At 74.2% G+C, this 23,769-nt stretch carries 19 protein-coding genes; 9 read left to right on the top strand and 10 right to left on the bottom strand.

Translation table 11 applies throughout. From position 1 onward, the window contains the following. Window positions 1-8: 8 nt before the first annotated feature. Complete coding sequence (locus tag Q8R60_10300; protein ID MDP3712857.1) at window positions 9-2,711, top strand: DEAD/DEAH box helicase; 2,703 nt, start codon at window positions 9-11, stop codon at window positions 2,709-2,711. A gap of 149 nt (window positions 2,712-2,860) precedes the next feature. Here the strand turns inward: Q8R60_10300 and Q8R60_10295 are convergent, their stop codons facing one another. The 4 genes from Q8R60_10295 to Q8R60_10280 form a co-directional block, all read right to left on the bottom strand. Continuing rightward, a complete protein-coding gene (locus Q8R60_10295) occupies window positions 2,861-4,561 on the bottom strand; it encodes a glycerol-3-phosphate dehydrogenase/oxidase (GenBank protein ID MDP3712856.1) in 1,701 nt (566 codons plus the stop codon). 62 nt (window positions 4,562-4,623) lie between these two features. Next, on the bottom strand, window positions 4,624-5,535 hold the full coding sequence (locus tag Q8R60_10290; GenBank protein MDP3712855.1) for a 5'-3' exonuclease H3TH domain-containing protein: 912 nt from the start codon (window positions 5,533-5,535) through the stop codon (window positions 4,624-4,626). Window positions 5,536-5,548: 13 nt separating this feature from the next. Beyond that, entirely contained in the window at window positions 5,549-6,430 is an 882-nt protein-coding gene (locus Q8R60_10285; GenBank protein ID MDP3712854.1) for a helix-turn-helix transcriptional regulator, read from the bottom strand. A gap of 338 nt (window positions 6,431-6,768) precedes the next feature. Beyond that, window positions 6,769-8,967, bottom strand: coding sequence for an alpha/beta hydrolase-fold protein (locus tag Q8R60_10280; protein ID MDP3712853.1), 2,199 nt, complete (start codon window positions 8,965-8,967; stop codon window positions 6,769-6,771). Window positions 8,968-9,034: 67 nt separating this feature from the next. Between Q8R60_10280 and Q8R60_10275 the strand changes: the two genes are divergently transcribed. Together Q8R60_10275 and Q8R60_10270 are read left to right on the top strand one after the other, a co-directional pair. Beyond that, window positions 9,035-10,183 carry an acyl-CoA dehydrogenase family protein gene (locus Q8R60_10275; GenBank protein ID MDP3712852.1) on the top strand — a complete coding sequence of 383 codons (1,149 nt, stop codon included), beginning with the start codon at window positions 9,035-9,037 and terminating at the stop codon, window positions 10,181-10,183. Further along, complete coding sequence (locus tag Q8R60_10270; protein MDP3712851.1) at window positions 10,180-10,647, top strand: AsnC family transcriptional regulator; 468 nt, start codon at window positions 10,180-10,182, stop codon at window positions 10,645-10,647. The genes Q8R60_10275 and Q8R60_10270 overlap by 4 nt, the downstream gene beginning before the upstream one ends. 18 nt (window positions 10,648-10,665) lie before the next feature. Here Q8R60_10270 and Q8R60_10265 read toward each other — a convergent pair whose 3' ends face one another. Further along, window positions 10,666-11,058 carry a TIGR03618 family F420-dependent PPOX class oxidoreductase gene (locus Q8R60_10265; protein ID MDP3712850.1) on the bottom strand — a complete coding sequence of 131 codons (393 nt, stop codon included), beginning with the start codon at window positions 11,056-11,058 and terminating at the stop codon, window positions 10,666-10,668. 26 nt (window positions 11,059-11,084) lie between these two features. Between Q8R60_10265 and Q8R60_10260 the strand changes: the two genes are divergently transcribed. Beyond that, the gene (locus tag Q8R60_10260) at window positions 11,085-12,326 is read left to right on the top strand and encodes a CoA transferase (protein ID MDP3712849.1); all 1,242 of its coding nucleotides are present in this window, start codon (window positions 11,085-11,087) and stop codon (window positions 12,324-12,326) included. A 7-nt stretch (window positions 12,327-12,333) separates the two neighbouring features. Then, window positions 12,334-13,914 carry a thiamine pyrophosphate-binding protein gene (locus tag Q8R60_10255; protein ID MDP3712848.1) on the top strand — a complete coding sequence of 527 codons (1,581 nt, stop codon included), beginning with the start codon at window positions 12,334-12,336 and terminating at the stop codon, window positions 13,912-13,914. 229 nt (window positions 13,915-14,143) lie between these two features. On the opposite strand, the gene Q8R60_10250 is transcribed toward Q8R60_10255, so the two are convergent. Genes Q8R60_10250 through lat form a run of 4 tightly spaced genes read right to left on the bottom strand, consistent with a single transcriptional unit; the run spans window position 14,144 to window position 18,321 of the window. Continuing rightward, the gene (locus tag Q8R60_10250; GenBank protein MDP3712847.1) at window positions 14,144-14,944 is read right to left on the bottom strand and encodes an aldo/keto reductase; all 801 of its coding nucleotides are present in this window, start codon (window positions 14,942-14,944) and stop codon (window positions 14,144-14,146) included. 19 nt (window positions 14,945-14,963) lie between these two features. Continuing rightward, window positions 14,964-15,449: a nitroreductase family deazaflavin-dependent oxidoreductase gene (locus Q8R60_10245; protein MDP3712846.1), complete on the bottom strand. Its 486-nt coding sequence runs from the start codon at window positions 15,447-15,449 to the stop codon at window positions 14,964-14,966. Window positions 15,450-15,459: 10 nt separating this feature from the next. Then, window positions 15,460-16,995 (bottom strand): aldehyde dehydrogenase family protein, encoded by a 1,536-nt coding sequence (locus Q8R60_10240; GenBank protein ID MDP3712845.1) that lies wholly within the window; start codon window positions 16,993-16,995, stop codon window positions 15,460-15,462. A 3-nt stretch (window positions 16,996-16,998) separates the two neighbouring features. Next, entirely contained in the window at window positions 16,999-18,321 is a 1,323-nt protein-coding gene (gene lat / locus Q8R60_10235) for an L-lysine 6-transaminase (protein ID MDP3712844.1), read from the bottom strand. Between the two features lie 148 nt (window positions 18,322-18,469). Here lat and Q8R60_10230 point away from each other — a divergent pair, with 148 nt between their 5' ends. From Q8R60_10230 to Q8R60_10215, 4 genes are all read left to right on the top strand, one after another. Further along, window positions 18,470-20,041 carry an amidohydrolase family protein gene (locus Q8R60_10230; GenBank protein MDP3712843.1) on the top strand — a complete coding sequence of 524 codons (1,572 nt, stop codon included), beginning with the start codon at window positions 18,470-18,472 and terminating at the stop codon, window positions 20,039-20,041. A 535-nt stretch (window positions 20,042-20,576) separates the two neighbouring features. After that, a complete protein-coding gene (lnt, locus tag Q8R60_10225; protein MDP3712842.1) occupies window positions 20,577-22,091 on the top strand; it encodes an apolipoprotein N-acyltransferase in 1,515 nt (504 codons plus the stop codon). Further along, window positions 22,088-22,828 carry a polyprenol monophosphomannose synthase gene (locus tag Q8R60_10220; GenBank protein ID MDP3712841.1) on the top strand — a complete coding sequence of 247 codons (741 nt, stop codon included), beginning with the start codon at window positions 22,088-22,090 and terminating at the stop codon, window positions 22,826-22,828. The genes lnt and Q8R60_10220 overlap by 4 nt, the downstream gene beginning before the upstream one ends. A gap of 3 nt (window positions 22,829-22,831) precedes the next feature. Then, the gene (locus tag Q8R60_10215; protein MDP3712840.1) at window positions 22,832-23,341 is read left to right on the top strand and encodes an FxsA family protein; all 510 of its coding nucleotides are present in this window, start codon (window positions 22,832-22,834) and stop codon (window positions 23,339-23,341) included. A gap of 53 nt (window positions 23,342-23,394) precedes the next feature. Here the strand turns inward: Q8R60_10215 and Q8R60_10210 are convergent, their stop codons facing one another. After that, window positions 23,395-23,769 carry an RNA polymerase-binding protein RbpA gene (locus tag Q8R60_10210; protein ID MDP3712839.1) on the bottom strand — a complete coding sequence of 125 codons (375 nt, stop codon included), beginning with the start codon at window positions 23,767-23,769 and terminating at the stop codon, window positions 23,395-23,397.

Here is a 23,769-nt window from a genome sequence, read left to right as displayed (position 1 = left end):
GTCGTGGGATGAGCGAGCCCTCGCCCGCCGAGCGCTACGCGGCGTTCCGCAGGACCCAGGTCGGTGTCGCGCTCGCGGAGTTCGAGGTCGGCTACCCCTTCGGGCTCGACGCCTTCCAGCGCACCGCCTGCCAGGCCCTCGAGGCGGGTCAGGGCGTGCTTGTCGCGGCTCCCACCGGCGCCGGCAAGACGGTGGTCGGGGAGTTCGCCGTGCACCTCGCCCTGCGCGGCGGCGGCAAGTGCTTCTACACGACGCCGATCAAGGCGCTGTCCAACCAGAAGTACGCCGACCTCGTCGACCGCCACGGGCCCGACCGCGTCGGCCTGCTCACCGGCGACAACGCGGTCAACGGCGACGCGGACGTGGTCGTCATGACCACCGAGGTCCTGCGCAACATGCTCTACGCCGGCTCGGACGCCCTGCGCGGGCTGTCGCACGTCGTCATGGACGAGGTCCACTACCTCGCCGACCGCGAGCGCGGGGCGGTCTGGGAAGAGGTGATCATCCACCTGCCCGACGAGGTGGCGGTCGTCTCGCTGTCGGCGACGGTGAGCAACGCCGAGGAGTTCGGCGAGTGGCTCGTGACGGTGCGCGGCGACACCACGATCGTCGTCGAGGAGCACCGGCCGGTGCCGCTGTGGCAGCACGTCCTGGTGGGCACGCGCCTCTACGACCTCTTCGTTGACCAGGACCAGCGCGACGTCAACCCGGAGCTCGTGCGGCTGGCGCGCGACGAGGAGCGCTACCTGCCCCGCGGGCGGAGCGGGGACCGGGAACGACCTGCCCGGCGCCACCAGGCGTCGCGGCCCGACGTCATCGAGCGGCTCGACCGCGAGGGGCTGCTGCCCGCGATCACCTTCGTCTTCAGCCGGGCCGGCTGCGCCGCGGCCGTCGAGCAGTGCCTGCGCTCCGGGTTGCGGCTCAACACCGCCGAGGAGCGCGAGACGGTCCGCCGCCACGTCGAGCGGCGCACGGCCGACATCCCGCGCGAGGACCTGCGCGTCCTGGGCTACTGGGACTGGCTCGAGGGGCTCGAGCGCGGGCTGGCCGCGCACCACGCGGGGATGCTGCCGACCTTCAAGGAGGTCGTCGAGGAACTGTTCGTCCAGGGGCTCGTCAAGGCGGTCTTCGCCACGGAGACGCTCGCGCTCGGCATCAACATGCCGGCCCGGTCGGTCGTGCTCGAGAAGCTCGTGAAGTGGAACGGCGAGACCCACGCCGACGTGACCCCGGGGGAGTACACCCAGCTCACCGGCCGCGCCGGCCGCCGCGGCATCGACGTCGAGGGCCACGCCGTCGTGCTGTGGCAGCAGGGCCTCGACCCGAAGGCGGTCGCGGGCCTCGCCTCGACCCGCACCTACCCGTTGCGGTCGAGCTTCCGCCCGTCCTACAACATGGCCTGCAACCTGGTCGGCTCGGTCGGTCGCGAGCCCGCGCGGGCGCTGCTCGAGAGCTCCTTCGCGCAGTTCCAGGCCGACCGCTCCGTCGTCGGCCTCGCCCGCCAGGTCTCGCGCAACCTCGAGGCGCTGGCCGGCTACACCGAGGCGATGACCTGCCACCTCGGTGACACCCAGGAGTACGCCGAGCTCCGCGCATCGGTGAAGCGGCGCGAGACCGACCTCGCCCGCACCGGCGCGGCGTCGCGCCGGGCGGCGGCAGCGCAGTCGCTCGAGGCCCTCAAGCCCGGTGACGTGATCCGGGTGCCGCACGGGCGCCGCACCGGGCTCGCCGTGGTGCTCGACCCGGGCCTGTCGATGGGTGGCGACGCGCACCCGCTGGTCGTCACCGAGGACCGCTGGGCGGGCCGGCTCTCACCCGCAGACTTCCCGTCCGCGGTCGAGGCGCTCGCCCAGGTGCGGCTGCCCAAGCGGGTCGACCACCGCCAGCCGCAGGTCCGGCGCGACCTCGCCTCCTCGCTGCGCAACCTCGGCCTCGACTCGCGCGGCCCGCGCACGGGGCGGGCCGGGCGGTCCAACCCCGGAGACGACGACCAGCTGCAGTCGCTGCGGGCCGCCCTGCGGCGGCACCCGGTGCACGGCTGCGACGACCGCGAGGCCCACATGCGGTGGGCCGAGCGGTGGGTGCGGCTGCGCCACGACACCGACGCCCTCGAGCACCGCGTCGCCGGCAAGACCGGCTCGATCGCCCGGACCTTCGACCGGGTCTGCGCGGTGCTGACCGAGCTCGGCTACCTCGCCGATGACGAGGTCACCGACGCCGGCCGACAGCTCGCCCGGGTCTACAGCGAGACCGACCTGCTGGTGGTCGAGTGCCTGCGCACCGGCGCCTGGGACGGCCTCGGTCCGGCCGAGCTCGCCGCGGTGGTGTCGTCGCTCGTCTACAGCGCCCGCCGGCCCGAGGGCGGCGCGGTGCGGGTCCCGAGCGGTGCCGTCGAGGGCGCCCTCGCGGAGGTCTCGCGGCTCTGGGCCCGGCTCGCCGACCTCGAGGGTCGCCACAAGGTCGAACTGCTCCGTGAGCCCGACCCGGGGTTCGCCGCGGCGGCGTACGCCTGGGCCTCCGGGGCGGGCCTCGACACCGTCCTCGGTGACGGCGACGAACTGACCGCGGGCGACTTCGTGCGCTGGTGCAAGCAGCTGCTCGACCTGCTCGGGCAGATCGCCGACATCGCACCGGCCGAGGTGCGCGGCAGTGCGCGCAAGGCGGTCACCGCGGTCCGCCGCGGCGTCGTCGCCTACACCTCCGTGACCTGACCGCCCGCCACCCGCCCGCCCGGCCCGTACCCCTACACCTGCGGACGATCTTCGTCCTGTTGCGATTCGGTGAGCGTGACGAGCCGCAAGAAGGCGAAGATCAGCGGGGAAGGGCGCCGCGGCGGGGGAGGGTCAGCGGGCGGGGACTGTCAGCCGACGGCGGGGAGCTGCGCGGCGTCGGGGAGGCCGAGGACCCCGCGCTCGCGACGGACGGCATCGGCGTAGGCAGCCACCTGCGCGGCGGCCCACCGATCGTCGCGGCCGGTCTCGGCGGCGAGCAGCCGTGCGGCCTCGGGAGCGGCCGGCAGCGCGGCGTCCTTGGAGCGCAGTGACAGCCGGGTGCGGCGGCTGAAGACGTCGTCGAGGGTGACGGCGCCCTCCGCGCGGGCGGCATGGACGACCTCGGCGGCGATGTGGGCCGACCAAGGCGACAGCCGCTTGCCGAGCGCTGGGTCGGCGGCGACCAGCGACAGCACGTCGGAGGCGCGCTCGCCGGCCTGGCGGACCAGGGTGCGGGCGACGTCGTCGTCGAGCCCGAGCGGGACGGCGGCGGTGGAGATCTCCTGCTGCAGGGCCTCGAGCGGACGCGTGCCCGACAGCGGGATCTCGTCGGTGCGGCAGCGGGCCTTGCGGCCGTCGCGCTCGACGATGCGGTCGACGACGTCCTTGGCCATCCGCCGGTAGGTCGTGAGCTTGCCGCCGGTGATCGTCAGCAGTCCTGCGCTGCCCTCGACGAGGGTGTGGCGGCGCGAGACGTCGCTCATCGAGGACGAGCCCGCCTCGCGGATGAGGGGCCGGACACCGGCCCACGCGCCGAGCACGTCGTCGCTGGTGAGCCCGCGGCGGAACACGTCGTTGCCGGCCGCGAGCACGTAGTCGAGGTCCTGGCCCGTCAGCGACAGGTCGGCGAGGTCGCCGTCGTAGGCGGTGTCGGTCGTGCCGAGGATCGTCTGCCGCCCCCACGGGATCGCGAACATCGACCTGCCGTCGCCCTGCTTCGACGGCAGCAGCACCGAGGCCTTGAGCAGCGGCAGCCGCTCGCGCGGCACGACGACGTGCACGCCCTTGCTCGGGGAGACCACCGGGGCGCGCCCGGGCTCCTCGAGCCCTTGCAGGTGGTCGACCCACACGCCGGTCGCGTTGACGACATGGCGGGCGCGCACGGTCAGTGCGGTCCCCGTGAGCCGGTCGGTGACCGTCGCCCCGCTGACGCGCCCATCGGTCTGCTGCAGGTCGGTGACCTCGGCGTAGGGCACGACGAGCGCACCGAACCGGCGAGCCGCCTGCACGACGGCGAGCACCAGCCGGGCGTCGTCGGTGCCGCAGTCGCCGTAGAGGTAGGAGTAGGCCAGTCCGCTGTCGGCCAGTGCCGGCGCCAGCTCGACGGCCTCCTCGGCACTGACCCGCTGGTGCCGCCGGACCTCGCCCATGCGGCCGCCGAGCGAGGCGAGCGCAAACACGTCGTACGTCGTGAGTCCCAGCCCCAGCAGCCGCCGCTTGGCCGTGTCGGGCCACACGGGGTAGAGGAAGTCCATCGGTCGCACGAGGTGCGGGGCGAGCCGCATGAGCAGCTGCCGCTCGAGCACGCCCTCGCGGACGAGCCCGAACTCGTAGTTCTCCAGGTAGCGCAGGCCGCCGTGGACGAGCTTGCTGCTCTTGCTGCTGGTGCCGCTCGCGAGGTCGCCCTTGTCGACGACGGCGACCCGCAGGCCGCGGCTGGCCGCATCGAGGGCCACGCCCGCACCGGTCGCGCCCATGCCGACGACGAGGACGTCGACCTCGGTCGCGGTGGCGTCGGCGAGGTCGGCCGCGCGGGTGCGGACCGAGAAGCCGGGCGCGTTGTTACCCATGAGTAGGAGTCTGCCACCTTCCTGGCGTGCTCACTCCTCCATCGGCAGGATCGGGCGATGCGTCAAGCGCTGTGGGCGACCTCGCAAGCCTGCAGGAAGCGCTCCAGCGAGCTCTCGAGGCCCCAGCGGTCCGACAGGGCCAGCAGCCGGTCGGGCTCACGCGGCGTGCGGGGGAGCGCGTCGTCCAGGTCAGGGATCGGGAGGTCCCGCACCGTGCGGCTCACCGCTGGGGCGACGGCGAGGTAGTCCCGGGCGGCCTCGAGCTTGTTGCGGGTGCCCGCGGGGAACCCGTCGTCGGACCCGGCGTCGAGGGCCTCGATGATCGCGTCCACCGTGTGGAACCGGTTGACCAGCGCCGCAGCGGTCTTCTCGCCCACGCCCTTGACACCGGGCAGCCCGTCGCTGGGATCACCGCGCAGGACGGCGAACTCGGCGTAGGACCGGCCGGCGATGCCGTACTTCGCGGTGACGGCCGCCTCGTCGTAGGGCTTGAGCTTCTCGACCGTGTAGAGGACCCGCACGCCTCGGCTGTCGTCCACGAGCTGGAAGAGGTCACGGTCACCTGTGACGACGTCGACCGGTCCGGCGTCACGGGTCGACAAGGTCCCGAGGACGTCGTCTGCCTCGTGCCCCTCCGCGCCGACCACGCAGACCCCCAGCGCGTCGAGGACCTCGAGCAGGATCGGCACCTGCACGGTGAGCGAGGGCGGCTCCTCCTCGCCGCCGGCCGCGGCCACCCGATGAGCCTTGTACGACGGAACGGCCACCACCCGGAAAGCGGGCCGCCAGTCGAGGTCGAGCGCCGCGACGAGTCGGGCCGGGCGGGTGTCCTTCACGATGCGGCCGATGAGGTCGATCGTGCCGCGCACGAGGTTGACGGGGGTCCCGTCCGGGGCCGTGATGGAGTCGGGCACGCCGTAGAACGAGCGGTACCACAGGCTCGGGGCGTCGAGGAGCGTCAGCTGTCCAGGCACGGTGCGGAGCCTCTCACCCCGCCTCCTCCTGCTCGTCAGCGTCGGCCTGTCGCCGCCAGTCGTAGCGCGGGTCTTGGTACCCGTTGCGCGTGAGCCACTGCGAGAAGCTCACCGACGACGACGCGCGCCACTCCCTGCGCGCCGTGGACGAAGGCTCGACGTTCGACGTCCCGTAGGCGTGCCGCTGCAGGACGTCCCAGCCCTCCCTGATGGGGTCGCTGACGCGGTGGGCCGGGCGATGCCGCCGGGCCCGGTCGAAGCCCTCTTCACGGTGGAGGTGGCGGGCCACGGCGCGCAGCTGCGCGGCGTGCTCGGCCACCTCGGGCCGCAGTGCGAGCGCGACCGGAGTAAGGACACGGACCCCGCGTCGCTGGGGGTGGAGCCCGACGGGGATGAGGTGCCTCGCCGGCGGCGCCGGGTCGAGGGTGACCGTCAGGGCGGACCATTCTCCGGCGGGGAGCCTGTCACGGTGGACGACGACGGGCAGCGGGACCGGGGCAGGGTGCCGCAACCAGACGCCCACGCACGCCCGGGGCGCCAGGCTGACGGTGTTGCGGGAGGTGAGCCGGTCGAGCTGGACCCACACGTCCAGGTCCGACAGGCGACGACGGTTGAGGTCGCGGTCCATGCCATTGAGGGAGGACCAGAGCCGGTCGCTCGTGCTCATCTGCAGGTAACGCCGCGTCGAGGCGTCGAGCGCCGGCGCCGGTGGTGCCACGGCCAACTCCAGCCCGCAGGCCTCGAGCAACCGGGACACCGACGCCCACGCCGCCTGTCGACGGCCGGACTCGATGTCGCCGACGGTGCCGCGCGACATCCCGGCCGCGGCAGCCAGCGCGCGCTGACTGAGGCCCGCTGCCACCCGCGCCTGCCACACCACCTCCGCGACGTCCACGGGCACACTGTGGAGCCGGGAGCGAGACCGCGGTGACACGGCAGCGCGGCCTGTGGACGCCCGGCCGGCCTGTGGACATCCCTGCACCTTGCTCGCTGCGCCCTTGGTCGCTGCGCCCTTGGTCGCTGCGCCCTGCTCCCTTCACCCAGCTCGCTGCGTCGGGGGCTGGATGTCCTGCCGCCTGCCTTGCTGCACTGCACGCTGCCCGCGTGCACTGCACAGGGCACTGCTGCGCTCACGTCGCCGCCGGCGACGCCCACGGCGCGTCTGTGCAGTGCACGGCAGGGGCGTGCAGTGCAGCAAGGCGCGGGCGAAGGGTGTGTGAACCCCGCGGACGGTCACGGCGGGCAGGTCACGGCGGGCAGGTCACGCCGGGCAGGTCGCAGGGTGCGCGTGGAGGTGCCGGTGGGGACGGTCACGGTGCGGGTGGAGCGCGGGCCGACGAGGACGACCGTCGTCGGGGCATCTGCCGTCGTCGTGAGCCGGACGGCGCCGCCACGGTCGAGGCCGGCGCCCGCGAGGTCGACGGTGACCGACCGCACCCCGGTCAGCGACAGCACCAGGTCGCGGCTGCGAACCCGTGACGGGCCCGGTCCCCAGGTCAGCTCGCGCACCACGGCCGGACCGGCGGTGTCGCCGGGGGCGACGATCCCCGGCGCGGTCAGCGGCGTCGGGTCGGCCAGGAACAGCCCACCGCTGGAGGCCTCGACCCGAGCGGCACCGGTCCGCGCCGAGAGGGACCGCAGCCAGTAGGCCCCGGTCACCCCGATCCCGAGCGCCGGCTGCTCCTGACGCTTGTCCCAGGTGAAGGTGATCCGCCCGGGTCGGCGGGCCCGGACCGAGGACCCCATCCACGACGCCGCGTCGGCGAATCCGTCCTGCAGCTCGTAGGCGACGTGGTCGGTGGCGTGGGTCAGCCAGCGGTAGCGGTAGCCGAAGCCGTCGAGCAGCTCCGCCGTCGCGAGCTGGTCGGTGAAGGGCACCAGCTCGTCGGCGGCCCCGCCGGCGAGGTAGTAGGGGAGCTCGCGCAGGTTCTCCAACTGCGGGTAGTCGCCCAGCGACCCGGCAAGCGTCACCGCCTTGGCGAACAGGTCCGGGTGCTGGGTGGCGAGCTTGGTCGTCCCGAAGCCGCCCATCGAGTAGCCCGCGACGACGGTGCGCTCGGAGTCCAGACGGAAGCCGGCGGCGACCCGTCCCCACACCTCCCACACGTCGAGCTCCGCGAGACCCTCGTACTCCCCGTCCGGACCGCGACCGAGCGTCGTCACGCAGATCGAGTCGCGCTCCTCGCAGGCCAACCGGCTGAAGGTGGGGGTCGTGCTCGCGTACTGGTTGTGGTTCTGGGTGAAGGAGTGCAGCAGGAACGTCAGGGACGTCGGGCGCTTGCCGTCGTACGCCGCAGGGACGTAGACCGCGTAGGGCTGCACCCGGTCGAGGTAGTTGGGCTGCCCGTCGCGAAGCGTGTCGGCGCCGGTGAGCTGGCCCTGACCCGGCTCGACGGAGGAGACGTACCACCGCGGGCTCCAGCCCTTGGGGCTCGCCTCGGGCGTGCTGCGACGGGCGGCGAGGTCGGCCCAGACGACGTCGACCGCGAAGTCCGAGACGTCGCCGGTGGCGAGGGCGGCGACCTGCGCGCCGTCGTTCCAGAACTGGTAGAGCGGGGGCTCCTGCGCCAGCGTCCGGAAGCTCGCCTGGTAGACCGACGGCTGGCCCGGCAGTGCGCCGCCGGGGCGGGCCATCGACGTGCCGGAGGGGTCGGCCACGCCGGCGGCCAGGCGCACCGACCAGGTGCCGGCGACCGGCAGGACGGTGCGGGAAATGCGTACGACGAAGGAGCGCGCGGCCGTGTCGACCGTGACGGTCGGGCGGGCCAGGACGGTCCCTGCGCCGTCGAGGAGCTGGGCGCCCTTCGCGGACAGGACCAGCGACCGCTCGACGCCGGGCGAGCTGACGCCGGCGGCGGCGGGCCAGTCCGACGCGCCGGTCGCGGTGCTGTCGTCGGTGTCCATCGTCCAGACCGCGAGCGGCAGGCTCGGGTCGGCGAAGGTGGTCCAGTCGACCCGCCAGTAGCTCGCGGACCGGTCGAGGTGCACGCCTGCCCGGAAGACGTCGGCGGCGTTGCCCTTCGCGGACGGCGAGGTGTAGGTGTAGCCGCCGAACGACGGGGTGCCGACCTCCGACAGGCTGCCGGCCGGGCCACCGGCGGCAGGGGCCGTCGTACCCCTGTCGTCGTAGAGGAAGTCGGTCCAGAGCAGGCTGCCGCGGTCGAGCCGACCGGTGCCCGAGGTGCGGGCGAAGGCCTCGGAGCCGGGCCAGCCATCGGCGCTCGGCAGCGGACGCTCGGGCCGCAGGACGGCCGGCGGGACACCGTCGGGCAGGCCGCGCGACGCAGGGGACGCGGGCGGCGAGGCTGCTGGGGCTGCCTGCGTCGAGCCGGTGGCGGGAACGCGAGGGAGCCGAGCAGGGCACCGGCGGCGAGCACGAGCACGGCAGGCCTCATGAGAACAGGTTCTACGTGGCGGGCCTGCCTCCTGCAACGCAGGCGACACGGTAACGGCGGCGCTACCGTGAGCCGCGCACCCGCACCGCCGCGAGAGGACCCCCATGCCGCCCGTGACCCGCACGCTGCCGACGCCTGAGGCCGAGGCGCTGCTCGGGCTGACCCGCGACCTGTGCGAGGGCGAGGTCGCGCCGCTGGTCGCCGACCACGAGGCGAGCGGCACCTTCCCGCGCGAGCTGTTCCGCACGCTCGGCAAGGCCGGTCTGCTGGGCCTGGCCTACCCGGAGGAGCAGGGCGGCGGCGGGCAGCCCTACGAGGTCTACCTGCAGGTGCTCGAGGAGCTCGGTCGGGTCTGGGCCGCCGTGGCGGTGGGCGTCAGCGTGCACACCCTCGCCTGCTTCCCGGTCGCGCAGTGGGGGAGCGCCGAGCAGCAGGAGCGCTTCCTGCCCGACATGCTCGGTGGCGAGCTGCTCGGTGCCTACTGCCTGTCGGAGGCCCACAGCGGGTCGGACGCGGCGGCGCTGTCGACGAGGGCGGTGCGTGACGGCGACGACTACCTCGTCGACGGCGCGAAGGCCTGGGTGACCCACGGCGGGTCGGCGGACTTCTACAACCTCATGGTCCGCACCGGCGGGGACGGCCCGGGTGGGATCTCGTGCCTGCTCGCCGACGCCTCGACGCCCGGGCTGGTGCCGCAGCGGCCCGAGAAGAAGATGGGCATGCGGGCGTCCCACACCACGACGATCCAGCTCGATGCGGCACGCGTCCCGGCCGACCGGCTCATCGCGGGGGAGGGCGACGGCTTCAAGATCGCCATGAGCGCTCTCGACAGCGGGCGCCTCGGGATCGCGGCCTGCGCGGTCGGGCTCGCCCAGGCGGCGCTGGACCTCGCCGTCTCCTACGCCGGGGAGCGCAAGCAGTTCGGCAAGGCCATCTCGGACTTCCAGGGCGTGTCGTTCCTGCTCGCCGACATGGCGACGCAGACCGAGGCGGCCCGCCAGCTCTACCTGTCGGCCGCGCGCCTCAAGGACGCCGGCCGGCCCTACGGCCCGCAGGCCTCGATGGCCAAGCTGTTCGCCACCGACACCGCGATGCGGGTGACGACCGATGCGATCCAGGTCCTCGGCGGTTACGGCTACGTCGAGGACTTCGCCGCGGAGCGCTATTTCCGCGAGGCGAAGATCTTGCAGATCTTCGAGGGCACCAACCAGGTCCAGCGCATCGTCATCGGCCGGTCGCTGACGCGCCCGTGACGCACCCCCGGACCCCCGAGCTCGACGACCTCGACCGAGCGATCCTGCGGCTGCTCGCCGAGGACGGCCGGCGCAGCTACGCCGACCTCGCCCGCGAGACCGGGCTGTCGACCAGCGCCGCCCACCAGCGGGTACGCCGGCTCGAGCAGCGCGGCGTCGTCACCGGCTACGCCGCGTCGCTCGACCCCGTCGCGACCGGCCGCCCACTGACCGCCTTCGTCAGCATCACCCCGATCGACCCGGCCGCGCCCGACGACGCCCCGGACCGGCTGCGCCACCTCGACAGCATCCAGGCGTGCCACAGCGTCGCGGGGGACGAGAGCTACATCCTCGAGGTCAGGGTCGCGGGGCCTGGTGACCTCGAGCTGCTGCTGCAGGAGATCCGGGCCGCGGCGGGGGTCCGCACGCGCACGACCGTCGTGCTGTCCACCCCGTGGGAGGGCCGGACGCCCCCGCCGGTGTGACTGCCGTTCTAGCCGGGTTCAGCCGCGGCCGAGGACCCGGTCGACCGCGATCTCGATGACGACGCGAGCCGGGTTGACGGCCGGCTGGCGGTAGCGGGACGCGTAGCGGCGTACGGCTTCTGCGACCCGCTCCGGGTCGTCGGACACGACGGGCACGCCCTCGAGCGAGAGCCAGCGCGGACCGTCCACCTGCGCGACGACCGCGCGGGGCGAGCCCGCGCGGACGTGGTGCGCCTTGCGCGACGTGCCGCTGCAGATGACCCGGCCCAGGCGGCTCTCGGGGTCCCAGGTGAAGCCCACCGCGACGACGTGCGGGGTGCCGTCAGGGCGCAGTGTCGTCAGGGTCGCGAGGTGCCGCTCGGTCAGGAACGACACGACATCGGCGGGCAGGTCGGCAGGGTCGAGAGCCACCCTCAAGAGGCTAGGGTGACCGCGCTGTGACTGCCCCTCGAGACGTCGACCCGGAGCTCGCCGGGCTGGTCTCCGCCCTCGACGCGGGGCCCGGCTGGCCGGACGTGACCGACGCGCCCGGGGCCGGCCCGCTCGCCGGTGTGCGGGTCCTCGACCTGTCCCGCGTGCTCGCCGGGCCCTACTGCTGCATGGTGCTCGCCGACCTCGGCGCCGACGTCGTCAAGGTCGAGCGCCCAGGCACCGGTGACGACACTCGCCACTGGGGACCGCCCTTCCACGGAGCGGACGCGGCGTACTTCTTCTCCGTCAACCGCGACCGCCGCTCCGTCGCGCTGGACCTCACCACGGCAAGGGGCCGGGCCGTCGTGCGCCGGCTCGCGCTTACCGCCGACGTCGTCGTCGAGAACTTCCTGCCGCACCACCTCGAGGCCCTCGGCCTGGCCGAGCTGCGCGAGCAGACCCGCGCGACCTGGGTCTCGGTGCGCGGCGCGGGGTCCGACGGTCCGGACGGGCACAAGCCGGGGTACGACGTGATGGCGCAGGCCCGCTCGGGCCTCATGTCGGTGACCGGCACGTCCGAGCCCACGAAGGTCGGCGTCGCCGTCGCCGATGTCGTGACCGGTCTCTACGCCGCGGTGGGCGCGTTGGCCGGTCTGCTCACCCGCCGGGCCACGAGGGTCGAGGTCGGGCTGCTCGAGGCCGCCGTGTCGATGCTGGTCAACCAGGCGAGCAACGCCCTCGTCGGCGGCGTCGTGCCGTCCTTCGCCGGCAACGACCACCCCAACATCGCGCCCTACGGCCCGGTCCCGTGCGCCGACCGCCCCCTGGTCGTCGGGGCCGGCAACGACAGCCAGTTCGCCGACCTGTGCGCCGCCATCCGGCTGGAGCCGCTGCCCGGCTGGGCGACCAACGCGGGACGGGTCGCCGACCGGGGTGCGCTGTCCGCCGCGCTGGCCGCGGTCTTCGGCGCCCGGCCCGCCGCGCAGTGGGCCGAGGTGCTCGCGGCCGCGGGAGTGCCCTGCGCCCCGGTGCAGGACGTCGGGCAGCTCGCCGACGACCCGCAGCTCACGGCGGTGGGTCTGCTGCAGGACGTCGACCACCCGGCCGGCCCGGTCACCGTGGTCGGCTCACCGCTGCGTCTCGACGGGGTGCGGCCACGGGTCCGGCGGGCCCCGCCGCTGCTCGGTCAGCACACCGTCGAGGTGCTCACGTCGCTCGGCCTGTCGGCCGCGCAGGTCCAGGAGGTGGTCGATGGCGACCGGCGGTGAGGCTCTCGTGAGGGCCCTCGAGGCGCTCGGCGTGGAGGTGGCCTTCGGGCTGCCCGGGGTGCACAACCTCGCGGCCTGGAAGGGCTTCCCGGGCTCCGGCGTGCGACTGGTCGGGGTGCGCCACGAGCAGACCGCCGGCTACGCCGCGGACGGATACGCCCGCGCGACCGGCCGCCTCGGCGTCGCGATCACCACGACCGGCCCGGGTGCGTCCAACGTCGTCACCGCCGTCGGCGAGGCGTGGGCGTCGCACTCGCCGCTGCTCGTCGTCGCGACCGACATCCCGACGACGCTGCGGCGCGAGGGCGTCTACCGCGGGGTGCTGCACGAGACCGTCGACCAGGCCGGCTTCTTCCGCCCGGTCACCAAGGCGCAGGTGCTCGTGACGTCGGTCGACAGCGTGTACGACGACGTCGTGCGCGCCGGCGAGCTTGCCCTGGAGCACCCACGCCGTCCGGTCTACCTCGAGATCCCGACCGACCTGCTCTCGGCGACCGTCACCGGCCAGGCCGTGCAGCGGACCCTGGCCAGCCGGTCCTGGACAGGGCCCGTCGTCGCCGACGGAGAGCGCGAGCCGGCGCTGGAGGAGCTCCTTACCTCCGCGAAGCCGTTGCTGTGGGTCGGCGGGGGAGCGACCGCCTCCGACGCCGGCGACCTGGTCGACCGGCTGGCCCGGGCCCTCGGCGCACCGGTCCTGTCGTCGTACGGCGGCCGTGGCCTGCTGCCCCCCGACCACCCGCACCTCGTGCCCCTGCCGCCGCACGTGCCCGAGGCGGGCGCGCTGTGGGACGAGGCCGACTGCGTCGTCGTGCTCGGCAGCGACCTCGACTTCATGAACACCCAGGGCTTCCGGCAGCCGCGCCCGCGCTCGCTCGTCGTCGTCGACCTCGCGAAGCCGGTCAACGTCGAGCCCGACGTGTGGCTGCAGGAGGACGTGTCGTCCGCCGTGGCGCGCCTCGTCGCCGCGCTGCCCGGACCCGCGCGCGAGCCCTGGTGGGAGCGCCCGGCGGGGCGTGCGTCGTACGCCGGTCCCGAGACCGACTTCCTCGACGCGCTCGAGTCGGGGCTCCCCGACGACGCCGTCGTGGTGTGCGACATGTGCGTCCCGGGCTACTGGTACGGCGGGTTCGGGCGGGTCGGGCAGCCGCGCGGACTGGCCTACCCGGTGGGCTGGGGGACGCTGGGCTTCGGCTTCCCCGCCGCGCTCGGGACGGCGCTGTCCGGCCGGCCCGCGGTCGCGGTCGTCGGTGACGGTGGCTTCCTCTTCGCCTGCGGTGACCTCGCGACGGCCGCCCAGGAGCGGCTGCCGGTGACGGTCGTGCTCGTCGACGACGGCGGCTACGGGATGCTCGCCTACGACTTCACCAAGGACGGGCTCGCGCCGCTCGGCTGCGATCTCGAGCCGCCCGACTTCGTGGCGATGGCGGCGGCCTTCCGGGTCGACGCGCGCGAGGTGACGGTGGCGGAGCTGGGTGCTGCGGTGGCGGCCGGCATCGCGAGCGGTCGCCCCAACCTGCTGGTCGTGAAGGCCTCGTGGACCCCGCCACCGACGACGTCGCCGCGCTGGTACCGCGCCGGCGGCCACTGACCGCGCCGCGGGCAGGGCGCCTGTACCCCTGCAGCGCGCCTTGCTGCAGTGCACGCTCCTGCCGTGCACTGCACACGCGTGGGTCGCGTCGTGGCCGTTGGGCAGTGCACGCGGAGGGCGTGCAGTGCAGCAAGGCGGCGAGCGAGGGTGACCGAGGGCGGTGCGCTCTGGGCGGACCGGGCCAGCGGACCGGGGCAGCGGACCGGGGCGGGACAGCGGGCGGGCCCGGTCAGGCGGGGGTGACGCCGAGGGCGTCCAGCGCAGCCATGTCGGCCGCCGACAGGGCAAAGCCGTCGACGTCGGCGTTGGCCACGACGCGCTCGCGCTGGGAGGAGCGCGGGATGACGACGACCTCGTGCTGGACGTGCCAGCGGACCAGCACCTGCGCCGGCGTGCGACCGAGGCGAGCGGCGATCGCGACGACGACCGGGCGGGTGAGGGTGCCACCACGCAGTGTGGAGTAGCCCTCGAGCACGACACCACGGGCGCGGTGACCGTCGAGGACCGCCCGGTCGAAGGACAGCGGACTCCAGGGCACCTGGTTGACGGCGGGCAGCACGCCGACGGACTCGACCAGCCGGTCCACCTGCTCAAGGGAGTAGTTGCTCACCCCGATGTCGCGGACCACGCCCTCGTCGCGGGCGGCGACGAAGTCCCGCCACAGCGCTGTGTCGTCACCCGGGGGCGGCCAGTGCACCAGCCACAGGTCGACCTGGTCGAGGCCGAGCTCGGTGAGGCTCTCCTCCAGGACCGCTCGCGGCTCGGCGACGCGGTCCGGCGGCAGCTTCGTCGTGACGAACACGTCGTCGCGGGGGACGCCGGAGGCGCGCAGGGCCTGACCGACCTCGGCCTGGTTGGCGTACATCGTGGCGGTGTCGAGGTGGCGGTAGCCGGCCGCGAGGGCCCAGCGGGTCGCGTCGACAGCCCCCTGCCCGAGCAGCCGCCAGGTGCCGAAGCCGACCAGCGGCATCTGCCCGCCCCCGGGCAGGGGAAGCGCAGTCGTGGGGACAGCGGCTGTCGGGTCGCTCATGGGGTCGGCCTGCCCGCCGTCAGGACGCGGACACGCGGGTGAGCAGGAAGACGCGCAGGTCACGCCCCGAGCGTTCGACATAGGTGTCGTAGGTGGGCCAAACCTCGAGCAGCCTCGGCCAGACCTCGGCCTTCTCGGCAGCGCTGAGCAGGTGGGCGTGGATCGGGAAGGTCCGGCCCCGGTAGGTCACCGAGGCGTCGGGGTGCGCGATGAGGTTGGCGGTCCAGGCCGGGTGGGAGGCGCCGCCCCAGTTCGAGCCGACCACGTAGAAGCCGTCGCCGTCGGGCAGCGAGGCGAGCGGGGACTCGCGCGGCAGGCCGCTCTTCGCACCCGTGGTGTGCAGGACGAGAGCGGGCACGAAGACCGTGGAGAGCAGGAAGCGGCCACCGGTGAGCCGATGGGTGACCCGGTCGAGGACCGGCATCACCGGCCGCGCGACCCGCGCGAAGACCACGGTCCCCGCGAGGCGCTGGATGCCGCTGTCGAATCGCTGTCGCACGGTCACGCGCGGCAGGCTACAGCCGGAAGTCCAGGTCGGCGGCGGCCTCCTCGGTGTCCATCTGCGCCTTCTGCAGGGTGCCGGCGTAGTCCCAGTTCATCGACTGCCAGCGGGTGAACTGATCGAGCACCCACACGCCGCTCTGCCGCGAGCCGTTGCCGGACTTGCCGTTGCCGCCGAAGGGCAGGTGCGCCTCGGCGCCGGAGGTCGAGTTGTTCACCGACACCATCCCGGCCGACACCCGCGAGCGGAAGTCCCAGGCGGCCTTGGGGTCGTTGGTGTAGATGGCCGACGACAGGCCGTAGCCGTGGTCGTTGGCGAGCGCGATCGCCTCGTCGAAGGTCTCGAAGGACATCACCGACACCAGCGGCCCGAAGGTCTCGTGGCGGTAGAGGGCGTCGTCGGGGCGTACGCCGGAGACGACCACCGGGTGGGCGTAGACGCCCGCGTCGGGGTCACCGACGAAGCCCGGCCGCGGGTTGGTCGACGTGATCCGGCCGGTCGGTCCGTGGGTGCTGTGGTGCGGCTGGATCTCCCCGAGCCACTTCTCCCAGCCGGCGAGGAAGCGCTCCGACAGCATCGGGCCATAGAGGACGTCCTGCGTCGGGTCACCGACCCGAGCGTCCGCGAGGCGGGCGAGCAGCTTCTCGAGGAACGCGTCGTGGACCGAGGAGTGCACGATCGCGACGCCGAGCGAGGTGCAGCGCTGACCGGCCGTGCCGAAGCCGCTGAACAGCGCGCCCTCGGCGGCGAGGTCGAGGTCGGCGTCGGGCATGACGACGAGCGGGTTCTTGCCGCCGAGCTCGAGGCAGGCGGTCTGCAGGTGGCGGCCGGTGAGCTCGCCGATGCGCGCGCCGACCTCCGACGAGCCGGTGAAGCCGACCTTCTGCACGAGGCCCTGCTCGAGCGCGAGCGACAACCCGTCGTAGGTGGTCGGCCCGTCGGCGTGGACGGTGTTGAGGACACCCGGGGGCAGGCCGCCCGCGACGAACAGCCGGGTGAGGGCGTCGCCGAGCGCCGCGGAGTAGTCGGCGGGCTTCCACACGACGGCGTTGCCGCACAGCAGCGCGGGCACGAGGTACCAGGAGGGCACGGCGACGGGGAAGTTGCCGGCGGTGATGATGCCAGCCACGCCGACCGGCATCCGGAAGGTGAACAGCTGCTTGTCGCGCATCTCCGACGGCACGGTCTGGCCGTAGAGGCGCCGGCCCTCACCGAGGAAGAAGTCGCAGGTGTCGATGATCTCCTGCACCTCACCGAGCGCCTCCGCGCGCGGCTTGCCGACCTCGCGGGTCACCAGCGCCGCCAGTGACTCCTTGTTGGCCTCGACGAGCCGGCCGATCGCGGCGATCGTCTTGCCGCGCACAGGGGCGGGCACGGCGGCCCAGGCGGGCTGCGCTGCCTTCGCGGCCCGAAAGGCCTCGACGAGCTGGTCGGCGGAGGCGAGCGACACCTCCGCGACGACGTCGTCGAGCTGCGCGGGGTTGACGGACGTGAAGGTCCCGGCGGTGCCCTGGACGGGGTGGCCGGCGACGAAGGACGTGACGAGCACTGCTCAGGACTCCTGGTCGGTGGTGGGGCGGGTCATCCGGGTGAGGACGCGGTCGACGGCGGCGACGCCGGCGGCGAGCTCGGCCTCGGTGACGGTGAGGGCGGGGCGGAACCGCACGCTACGGCTGCCGCAGCCGAGCAGCAGCACCCGCTCGCTGTCGCGCAGCTCGGCGAGCAGCGCGTCGCGCAGACCCTTGTCCGGCAGGGAGAAGGCCCGCATCAGGCCGCGGCCGCGGACGTCCTCGACGACGGGGTGGGTGGCGGCCAGGTCGGTGAGCAGCCCGTGCAGGACCTCGCCGAGCGAGGCGGCCCGCTCGACCAGCCGCTCGGACTCGATGACCTCCAGCACGCGCCGAGCGCGGACCATGTCGACGAGCGACCCGCCCCAGGTGGAGTTGATCCGCGACGACACCGCGAAGGCGTTGTCGGGCACCTCGTCGACGCGGCCGCCGGCCATGACGCCGCAGACCTGGGTCTTCTTGCCGAAGGCGACCACGTCGGGCTGCACGCCGAGCTGCTGGAAGGCCCACGCCGTGCCGGTCAGGCCGCAGCCGGTCTGGACCTCGTCGAGGACGAACAGCGCGTCGAACTCGACGCACAGCGCCTGCATCGCCTGCAGGAACTCCGGCCGGAAGTGGTGGTCGCCGCCCTCGCCCTGGATCGGCTCCATGACGAAGCACGCGATGTCGTGGGGGTGCTGCTCGAAGGCCGCGCGCGCCGCCGCCAGGGCCTCGGCCTCGCGGGCCTTCTCGTCGTAGGAGCTGGAGAGGTAGGGCGAGGGGATCCGCGGCCAGCCGAACTGCGGGAAGCGCGCGGTCTTGACCGGGTCGGTGTTGGTGAGCGACAGGGTGTAGCCGCTGCGGCCGTGGAAGGCGTCGCGCAGGTGCAGCACCTTGGTGCCGAGCGCCGGGTCGAGGCCGTGCGCCTCGTTCCACCGCGACTTCCAGTCGAAGGCGACCTTCAGCGCGTTCTCGACGGCGAGCGCCCCGCCCTCGACGAAGAACAGGTGCGGCAGGCCGGGGTCGCCGAGCACGCGCCGGAAGGTGTCGACGAAGCGCGCCATCGCGACGGTGTAGACGTCGCTGTTGGACGGCTTGTTGAACGCGGCCTCGAGAAGGTCGGCGCGAAAGACGGCGTCGTCGGCGAGCGCCGGGTGGTTCATGCCCAGGGCACTGCTGGCGAAGAAGGTGAACAGGTCGAGGTACGTCGTGCCGTCGCGGGCGTCGACGAGGTGCGAGCCGCGGCTGCGCGTGAGGTCGAGCACCATGTCGAAGCCGTCGACGAGCAGCGAGCGCCGCAGGACGTCGTGGACCTCCCCGGGAGCGATCGCGGGCGGGGCCGCAGGGGCGCTGTCGGTCTGCTGCGGGTCGGGCGCAACCATCGTCATCTCTGCAGGCTAGCCGGAGATTCGCCCGCCTTCTGCCATTCGGACGGGTGGATCTCCCGTGTCGCGGGCCGCTCACTAGCGTGAGCGGATGGCCACCACGCTCTACCGACGGGGCCGGGTCCGCACCCCGGCCGACCCGTTCGCCACCGCGCTGCTCGTCGACGGCGAGACGGTCGCCTGGGTGGGTTCGGAGGCTGCCGCGGACGCGATGGGTGCGGACGAGGTCGTCGACCTCGACGACGCCTGGGTCGCGCCGGCCTTCGTCGACGCCCACGTGCACGCCACCTCCAACGGGCTCGCGCTCACGGGCCTCGACCTCACCGGGGTGCCCTCGCTCGCGGCCGCCCTCGACCGGGTCGCGACGGCCGCCCGCCAGGCCCGCGGGGGAGTGCTGCTCGGCACCGGCTGGGACGAGACCGCGTGGCCCGAGGGCCGTCCGCCGACCGCCGCGGAGCTCGACCGCGCCTCCTACGGCGGGGTCGTCTACCTCGCCCGCACCGACGTCCACAGCGCGGTCGCGTCGTCCGCGCTGCTCGCCGCCGTGCCCGCCGCCCGTGACGCGGTCGGCTTCGCCGGCGACGGCCTGGTCCGCACCGAGGCCCACCACCTGGTCCGCGCCGCGGCCTACGAGGCGGTCACACCGGCGCAGCGCCGGGCGGCCCAGCGGGCGACGCTGGACCGCGCCGCGTCGCTCGGGATCGCCTGCGTCCATGAGTGCGGGGGACCCGACATCGGCGGTGAGACCGACTTCACCGCGCTGCTCGCGCTCGAGCACGGCGTCGAGCGGATCGGCTACTGGGGCGAGCTCGACGGCGTCGAGCGGGCCCGTGAGCTCGGCGCGGTCGGGGCCGGGGGAGACCTGTTCGCCGACGGGGCGCTGGGGTCGCGGACCGCCTGTCTGAGCAGGGCGTACGACGACGACGAAACCGCCGGGCACCCCTACCTCACGGCCGCCGACGTCGCCCGCCACGTCGCCGCCTGCACGCGGGCGGGCCTGCAGGCCGGGTTCCACGCCATCGGGGACCAGGCGCTCGCCGAGGTGCTCGCCGGCATCGCAGAGGCCGCGACCGACGTGGGCCTGCCGGCGGTGCGGGCACTGCGGCACCGCGTCGAGCACGCCGAGATGCTGTCCGCCGACCAGATCACCGCGATGGCCGAGCTCGGACTCGTCGCGAGCGTCCAGCCGGTCTTCGACGCCCGCTGGGGCGGGCCCGAGGGGATGTACGCCCAGCGGCTGGGCTGGGAGCGGGCGGCCGGCATGAACCCCTTCGCCGCGCTGGCCGCCGCCGGCGTCGCGCTCGCGCTCGGCTCGGACGCCCCCGTGACCGCGCTCGACCCGTGGGGGACGGTCCGCGCCGCGGTGCACCACCGCACCCCCGGTTCGGGGCTCTCGGCCCGGGCGGCCTTCTCCGCCCACACCCGCGGTGGCTGGCGGGCTGCCGGCCGCGACGATGAGGGCGAGCTCGTCCCGGGCGCGCCCGCCACCCTCGCGGTGTGGGACGTCGCCGGCGAGCTCGTCGTGCAGACCCCCGACGAGCGCGTCAGCGGCTGGTCGACCGACCCGCGGGCGGCCGTCGCGGGGCTGCCGGACCTGGACGCCGACGGCCCGGTCTGCCGGCGGTTGGTCGTGCGCGGGACGACCGTCCACGACGCCGGGTGACCGGTCGGCCGGGGGGTCGGTGAACGGCGGATGTCGCCCGTGCGGCGGGCCGGAAGTCAAGCGCCGAACGGAGCAAGATCTGCCATAGCCGTCTGACCTGCGAAAACCCGGCAAACCCGCAGGTCAGGGGCCTGTTGACAGACCCACCGCGGGGGTGGGTAAGGTCCGCGACGGTCCACCAGGGACGGTCCGTCACCGGCCCGCTGCGACCGCCCCCGACTGGGCACCTCGGCAGCCCGACCCCGCTGCCGCGGCGACGCCAGCCCAGGACCGGGGACGGGCGCGCGGGAGCACCGGAGGCGGTCGTGGGGGGTGCGATCCAGGGCAGGGACCCGGTGGCTCATCAGATAACGGCACGGCGACGGGCACCACCCGCCGGCGGGTCGGACCGAAGGCGCCGTCGGGTCCCTGCTCCATCGCACGCGACCGACCCTCGTGCGGGCACGCCAGGCAGACTGTCGGTGTGGACCCGATGGGCAGTGCGGACGGCGGCTCGGAAGGTAGGGCTGACGGCAGGGCGGATGGTGTCGCCGTCGTGGACCGCCCTGCTGCTCCCACAGCCGGCCCTGTCGGCCGGCGCGCGTGGGCGCCGGGCCTTCCCCGGGTCGCCGCCGCGGCGGCCAGCGGCGTCGTGCTCGACCTCGCCTTCGCGCCCGTCGCGCTCGCCCTGCTCGCACCCGTCGCCGTCGCCGGGCTGCTGCTCGTCGTCCGCGGACGCAGCGCCCGTCACGGCGTGGTGCTCGCGGGTGCCTTCGGGCTCGGCTTCTTCCTGCCGCTGCTGCACTGGTCCGGGACCGTCGCCGGCCCCGGCGCGTGGATCGCGCTGGTGCTCCTGCAGACCGCGATGGTGCTCCCGATGGGCGCGGCCCTGGCGGTCGTCAGCCGCCTGACCTGGTGGCCTGTCTGGTCGGCCGGCGTCTGGGTCGCGGGGGAGGCCCTGCGCTCGCGGGCGCCCTTCGGCGGCTTCCCGTGGGGGCGGCTCGCCTTCAGCCAGGCCGACACCGCGCTGACCCCGCTGGCCGCACTGGGCGGTGCCCCGCTCGTGACCTTCGGTGTCGCGCTGGTCGGGGGAGCCCTCGCGCACGTGGTGACCCGCCCCGGCAGGCGCGCCCTGTGGCCCGTCGTACCCGCCCTAGCGGTGTGGGCGGTGGCCGTCCTCGTGCCCACCCCGGTCGACGGCCCCACGACGACGGTCGCGGTCGTGCAGGGCAACGTGCCGCGCCTCGGCCTGGACTTCAACGCCCAGCGCACCGCGGTGCTGCGCAACCACGTCCAGGCGACCCGTGAGCTCGCCGACGCCGTGCGGGCCGGCACGGTCACCGGACCGGACCTGGTCGTCTGGCCCGAGAACGCGAGCGACATCGACCCCTTCGGGGACCCGGTCGCGCGGGCGCTCATCGACGAGGCGGTGCGTGACATCGGCGTTCCTGTGCTGGTCGGCACCCTCGTCGACGCGGGAGACCAGGTCGACAACACCGGGATCGTCTGGGACCCGGTCACCGGGGCGGGGGAGCGCTACGTCAAGCGGCACCCGGTGCCGTTCGGGGAGTACATGCCGCTGCGCTCGCTGCTGCGCAAGGTCACCAGCAAGGTCGACCTGGTCCCGCGCGACTTCCGCGCCGGGGACGAGCCCGGTGTGCTCGACGTCGGAGTCGCGCGTGTGGGCGATGTCATCTGCTTCGAGGTCGCCTACGACGACCTGGTGCGTGACGTCGTGACCGGAGGGGGCAGGCTGCTGGTCGTGCAGACCAACAACGCCACCTTCGGGCGCACCGCCCAGACCGAGCAGCAGCTCGCCATGGGGCGCCTGCGCGCCGTCGAGCACGGTCGCGCGGTCCTCGTCGCCGCCACCTCGGGAGTCAGTGCCGTGATCGCCCCGGACGGCCGGATCGTCGACCGCGCGGAGGTCTTCACCCGCGACGTCCTCGTCCACGAGGTGCCCCAGCGCACCGCCCTGACCGTGGCGACCCGCCTCGGCGGGCTGCCCGAGGCGGCGCTCGCGCTGGTCGGTCTGGTCGCCCTCGGGTGCGCGTTGGTGAGGCGTCCGTGAGCGGGGTCCTGGTGTGCGTGCCGACCTACAACGAGCGCGACAACCTCGAGATCATCGCGTCGCGGCTGCACGCCGCGGTGCCCGACGCGCACCTGCTCGTCATCGACGACGGCAGCCCCGACGGCACCGGTGACCTGGCCGATGCGCTCGCGGCGCAGCACGACTGGCTGCACGTGCTGCACCGGACCGAGAAGACGGGCCTCGGAGCGGCGTACGTCGCAGGGTTCGGGTGGGCCCGGGAGCACGGCTACGACGTCGTCGTGGAGATGGACGCCGACGGATCGCACGCACCCGAGCAGCTGCCGCTGCTGCTCGCGGCCCTCGACGACGCCGACCTGGCACTCGGGTCGCGCTGGGTCGAGGGCGGTCGGGTCGTCAACTGGCCGACGTCGCGCGAAGTGCTGTCACGCGGCGGCAACTGGTGGACCCGGCTGATGCTCGGGGTGCCGCTGCGCGACGCGACCGGCGGCTATCGCGCGTATCGCCGTGAGGTCCTCGACGCGCTCGCGCTCGACGCGATCTCCTCGCAGGGCTACTGCTTCCAGGTCGACCTCGCGTGGCAGACCTGGAAGGCCGGCTACCGCGTCGTCGAGGTGCCGATCACCTTCGTCGAGCGCGAGCGAGGCGAGTCGAAGATGAGCCGCGCGATCGTGCTCGAGGCGCTGTGGCGGGTGAGCTGGTGGGGCCTGACGAGCCGCCGCTCCCGCGACCGTCGACCGACCCGCGTCGGAGGCTGAGCCGTGCCACTCCTGCTCGCCGTCGCGTTCGTCGTGGTGCCGATCGTCGAGCTCTACGTGATCGTGCAGGTCGGCCAGCAGATCGGCGTACTGCCCACCATCGCCCTGCTGGTCCTCGACTCGGTGCTCGGGGCCTGGCTGGTGCGGCGCGAGGGGCGCAAGACGTGGGCGGCCTTCCGCGCGGCGCTGGCGTCGTCCAAGGTCCCCGCCCGTGAGGTCGCCGACGGGGCGCTCGTCATCTTCGGCGGCGCGCTGCTGCTGACACCCGGTTTCACCACTGACGTGCTCGGGCTGCTGTGCGTCGCGCCACCGTCGCGGGCGGTGCTGCGCCGGCTGCTGCTGGGGTTCTTCACCAGCAGGCTCGGGGTCGTGGGCCTGGTGGGCGGCGCAGTCGGCAGCCGGGCGACCCGCGGGACGCGCCGGCCGGGCAGTGGGCCCGTGGTGGACGGCTCCGTGGTGGACGGCCTCGTCGAGGGAGAGGTCGTCGAGCGGCCCGACCGCCCGGGAACGTAGCCGGGCCGCCCCCCGGGGTCAGGAGGGCGGCCCGATGAGGGGGTTCAGGTGCGTCAGGCGCTCTTCTTGGACGCCTTCGCGGCGGCCTTGACGGCGCCCTGCTGCTCGTGCAGCACGGCGAGCCGCTCGGCCAGGACCTCTTCGAGCTCGGCGGGGGAACGGCGCTCCAGCAGCATGTCCCAGTGGGTGCGGGCCGGCTTGCCCTTCTTGGGCTCGGGCTGCACACCGTCGCGCAGCAGCCCGGTCGCGCCGCAGGTGCGGCACTCCCACGTGAAGGGGATGTCTGCCTCGGCGGCGAACGGCACGGTGGTCGCGTGGCCGTCGGGGCAGTCGTAGACGGTCTGCAGCCGCGGAGCGAGCTCGGTGTGCCGGTCGCTCTCGTAGCTCACCGCTCCGAGGCGGCTGCCTCGCAGGACGCGGTCACTCAT

The organism is Mycobacteriales bacterium, assembly GCA_030697205.1.
In the GTDB taxonomy this organism is placed as follows: domain Bacteria; phylum Actinomycetota; class Actinomycetes; order Mycobacteriales; family SCTD01; genus JAUYQP01.
The sequence above is the reverse complement of the archived record's forward strand: the minus strand, read 5'-3'. Positions and strand labels throughout refer to the sequence as shown.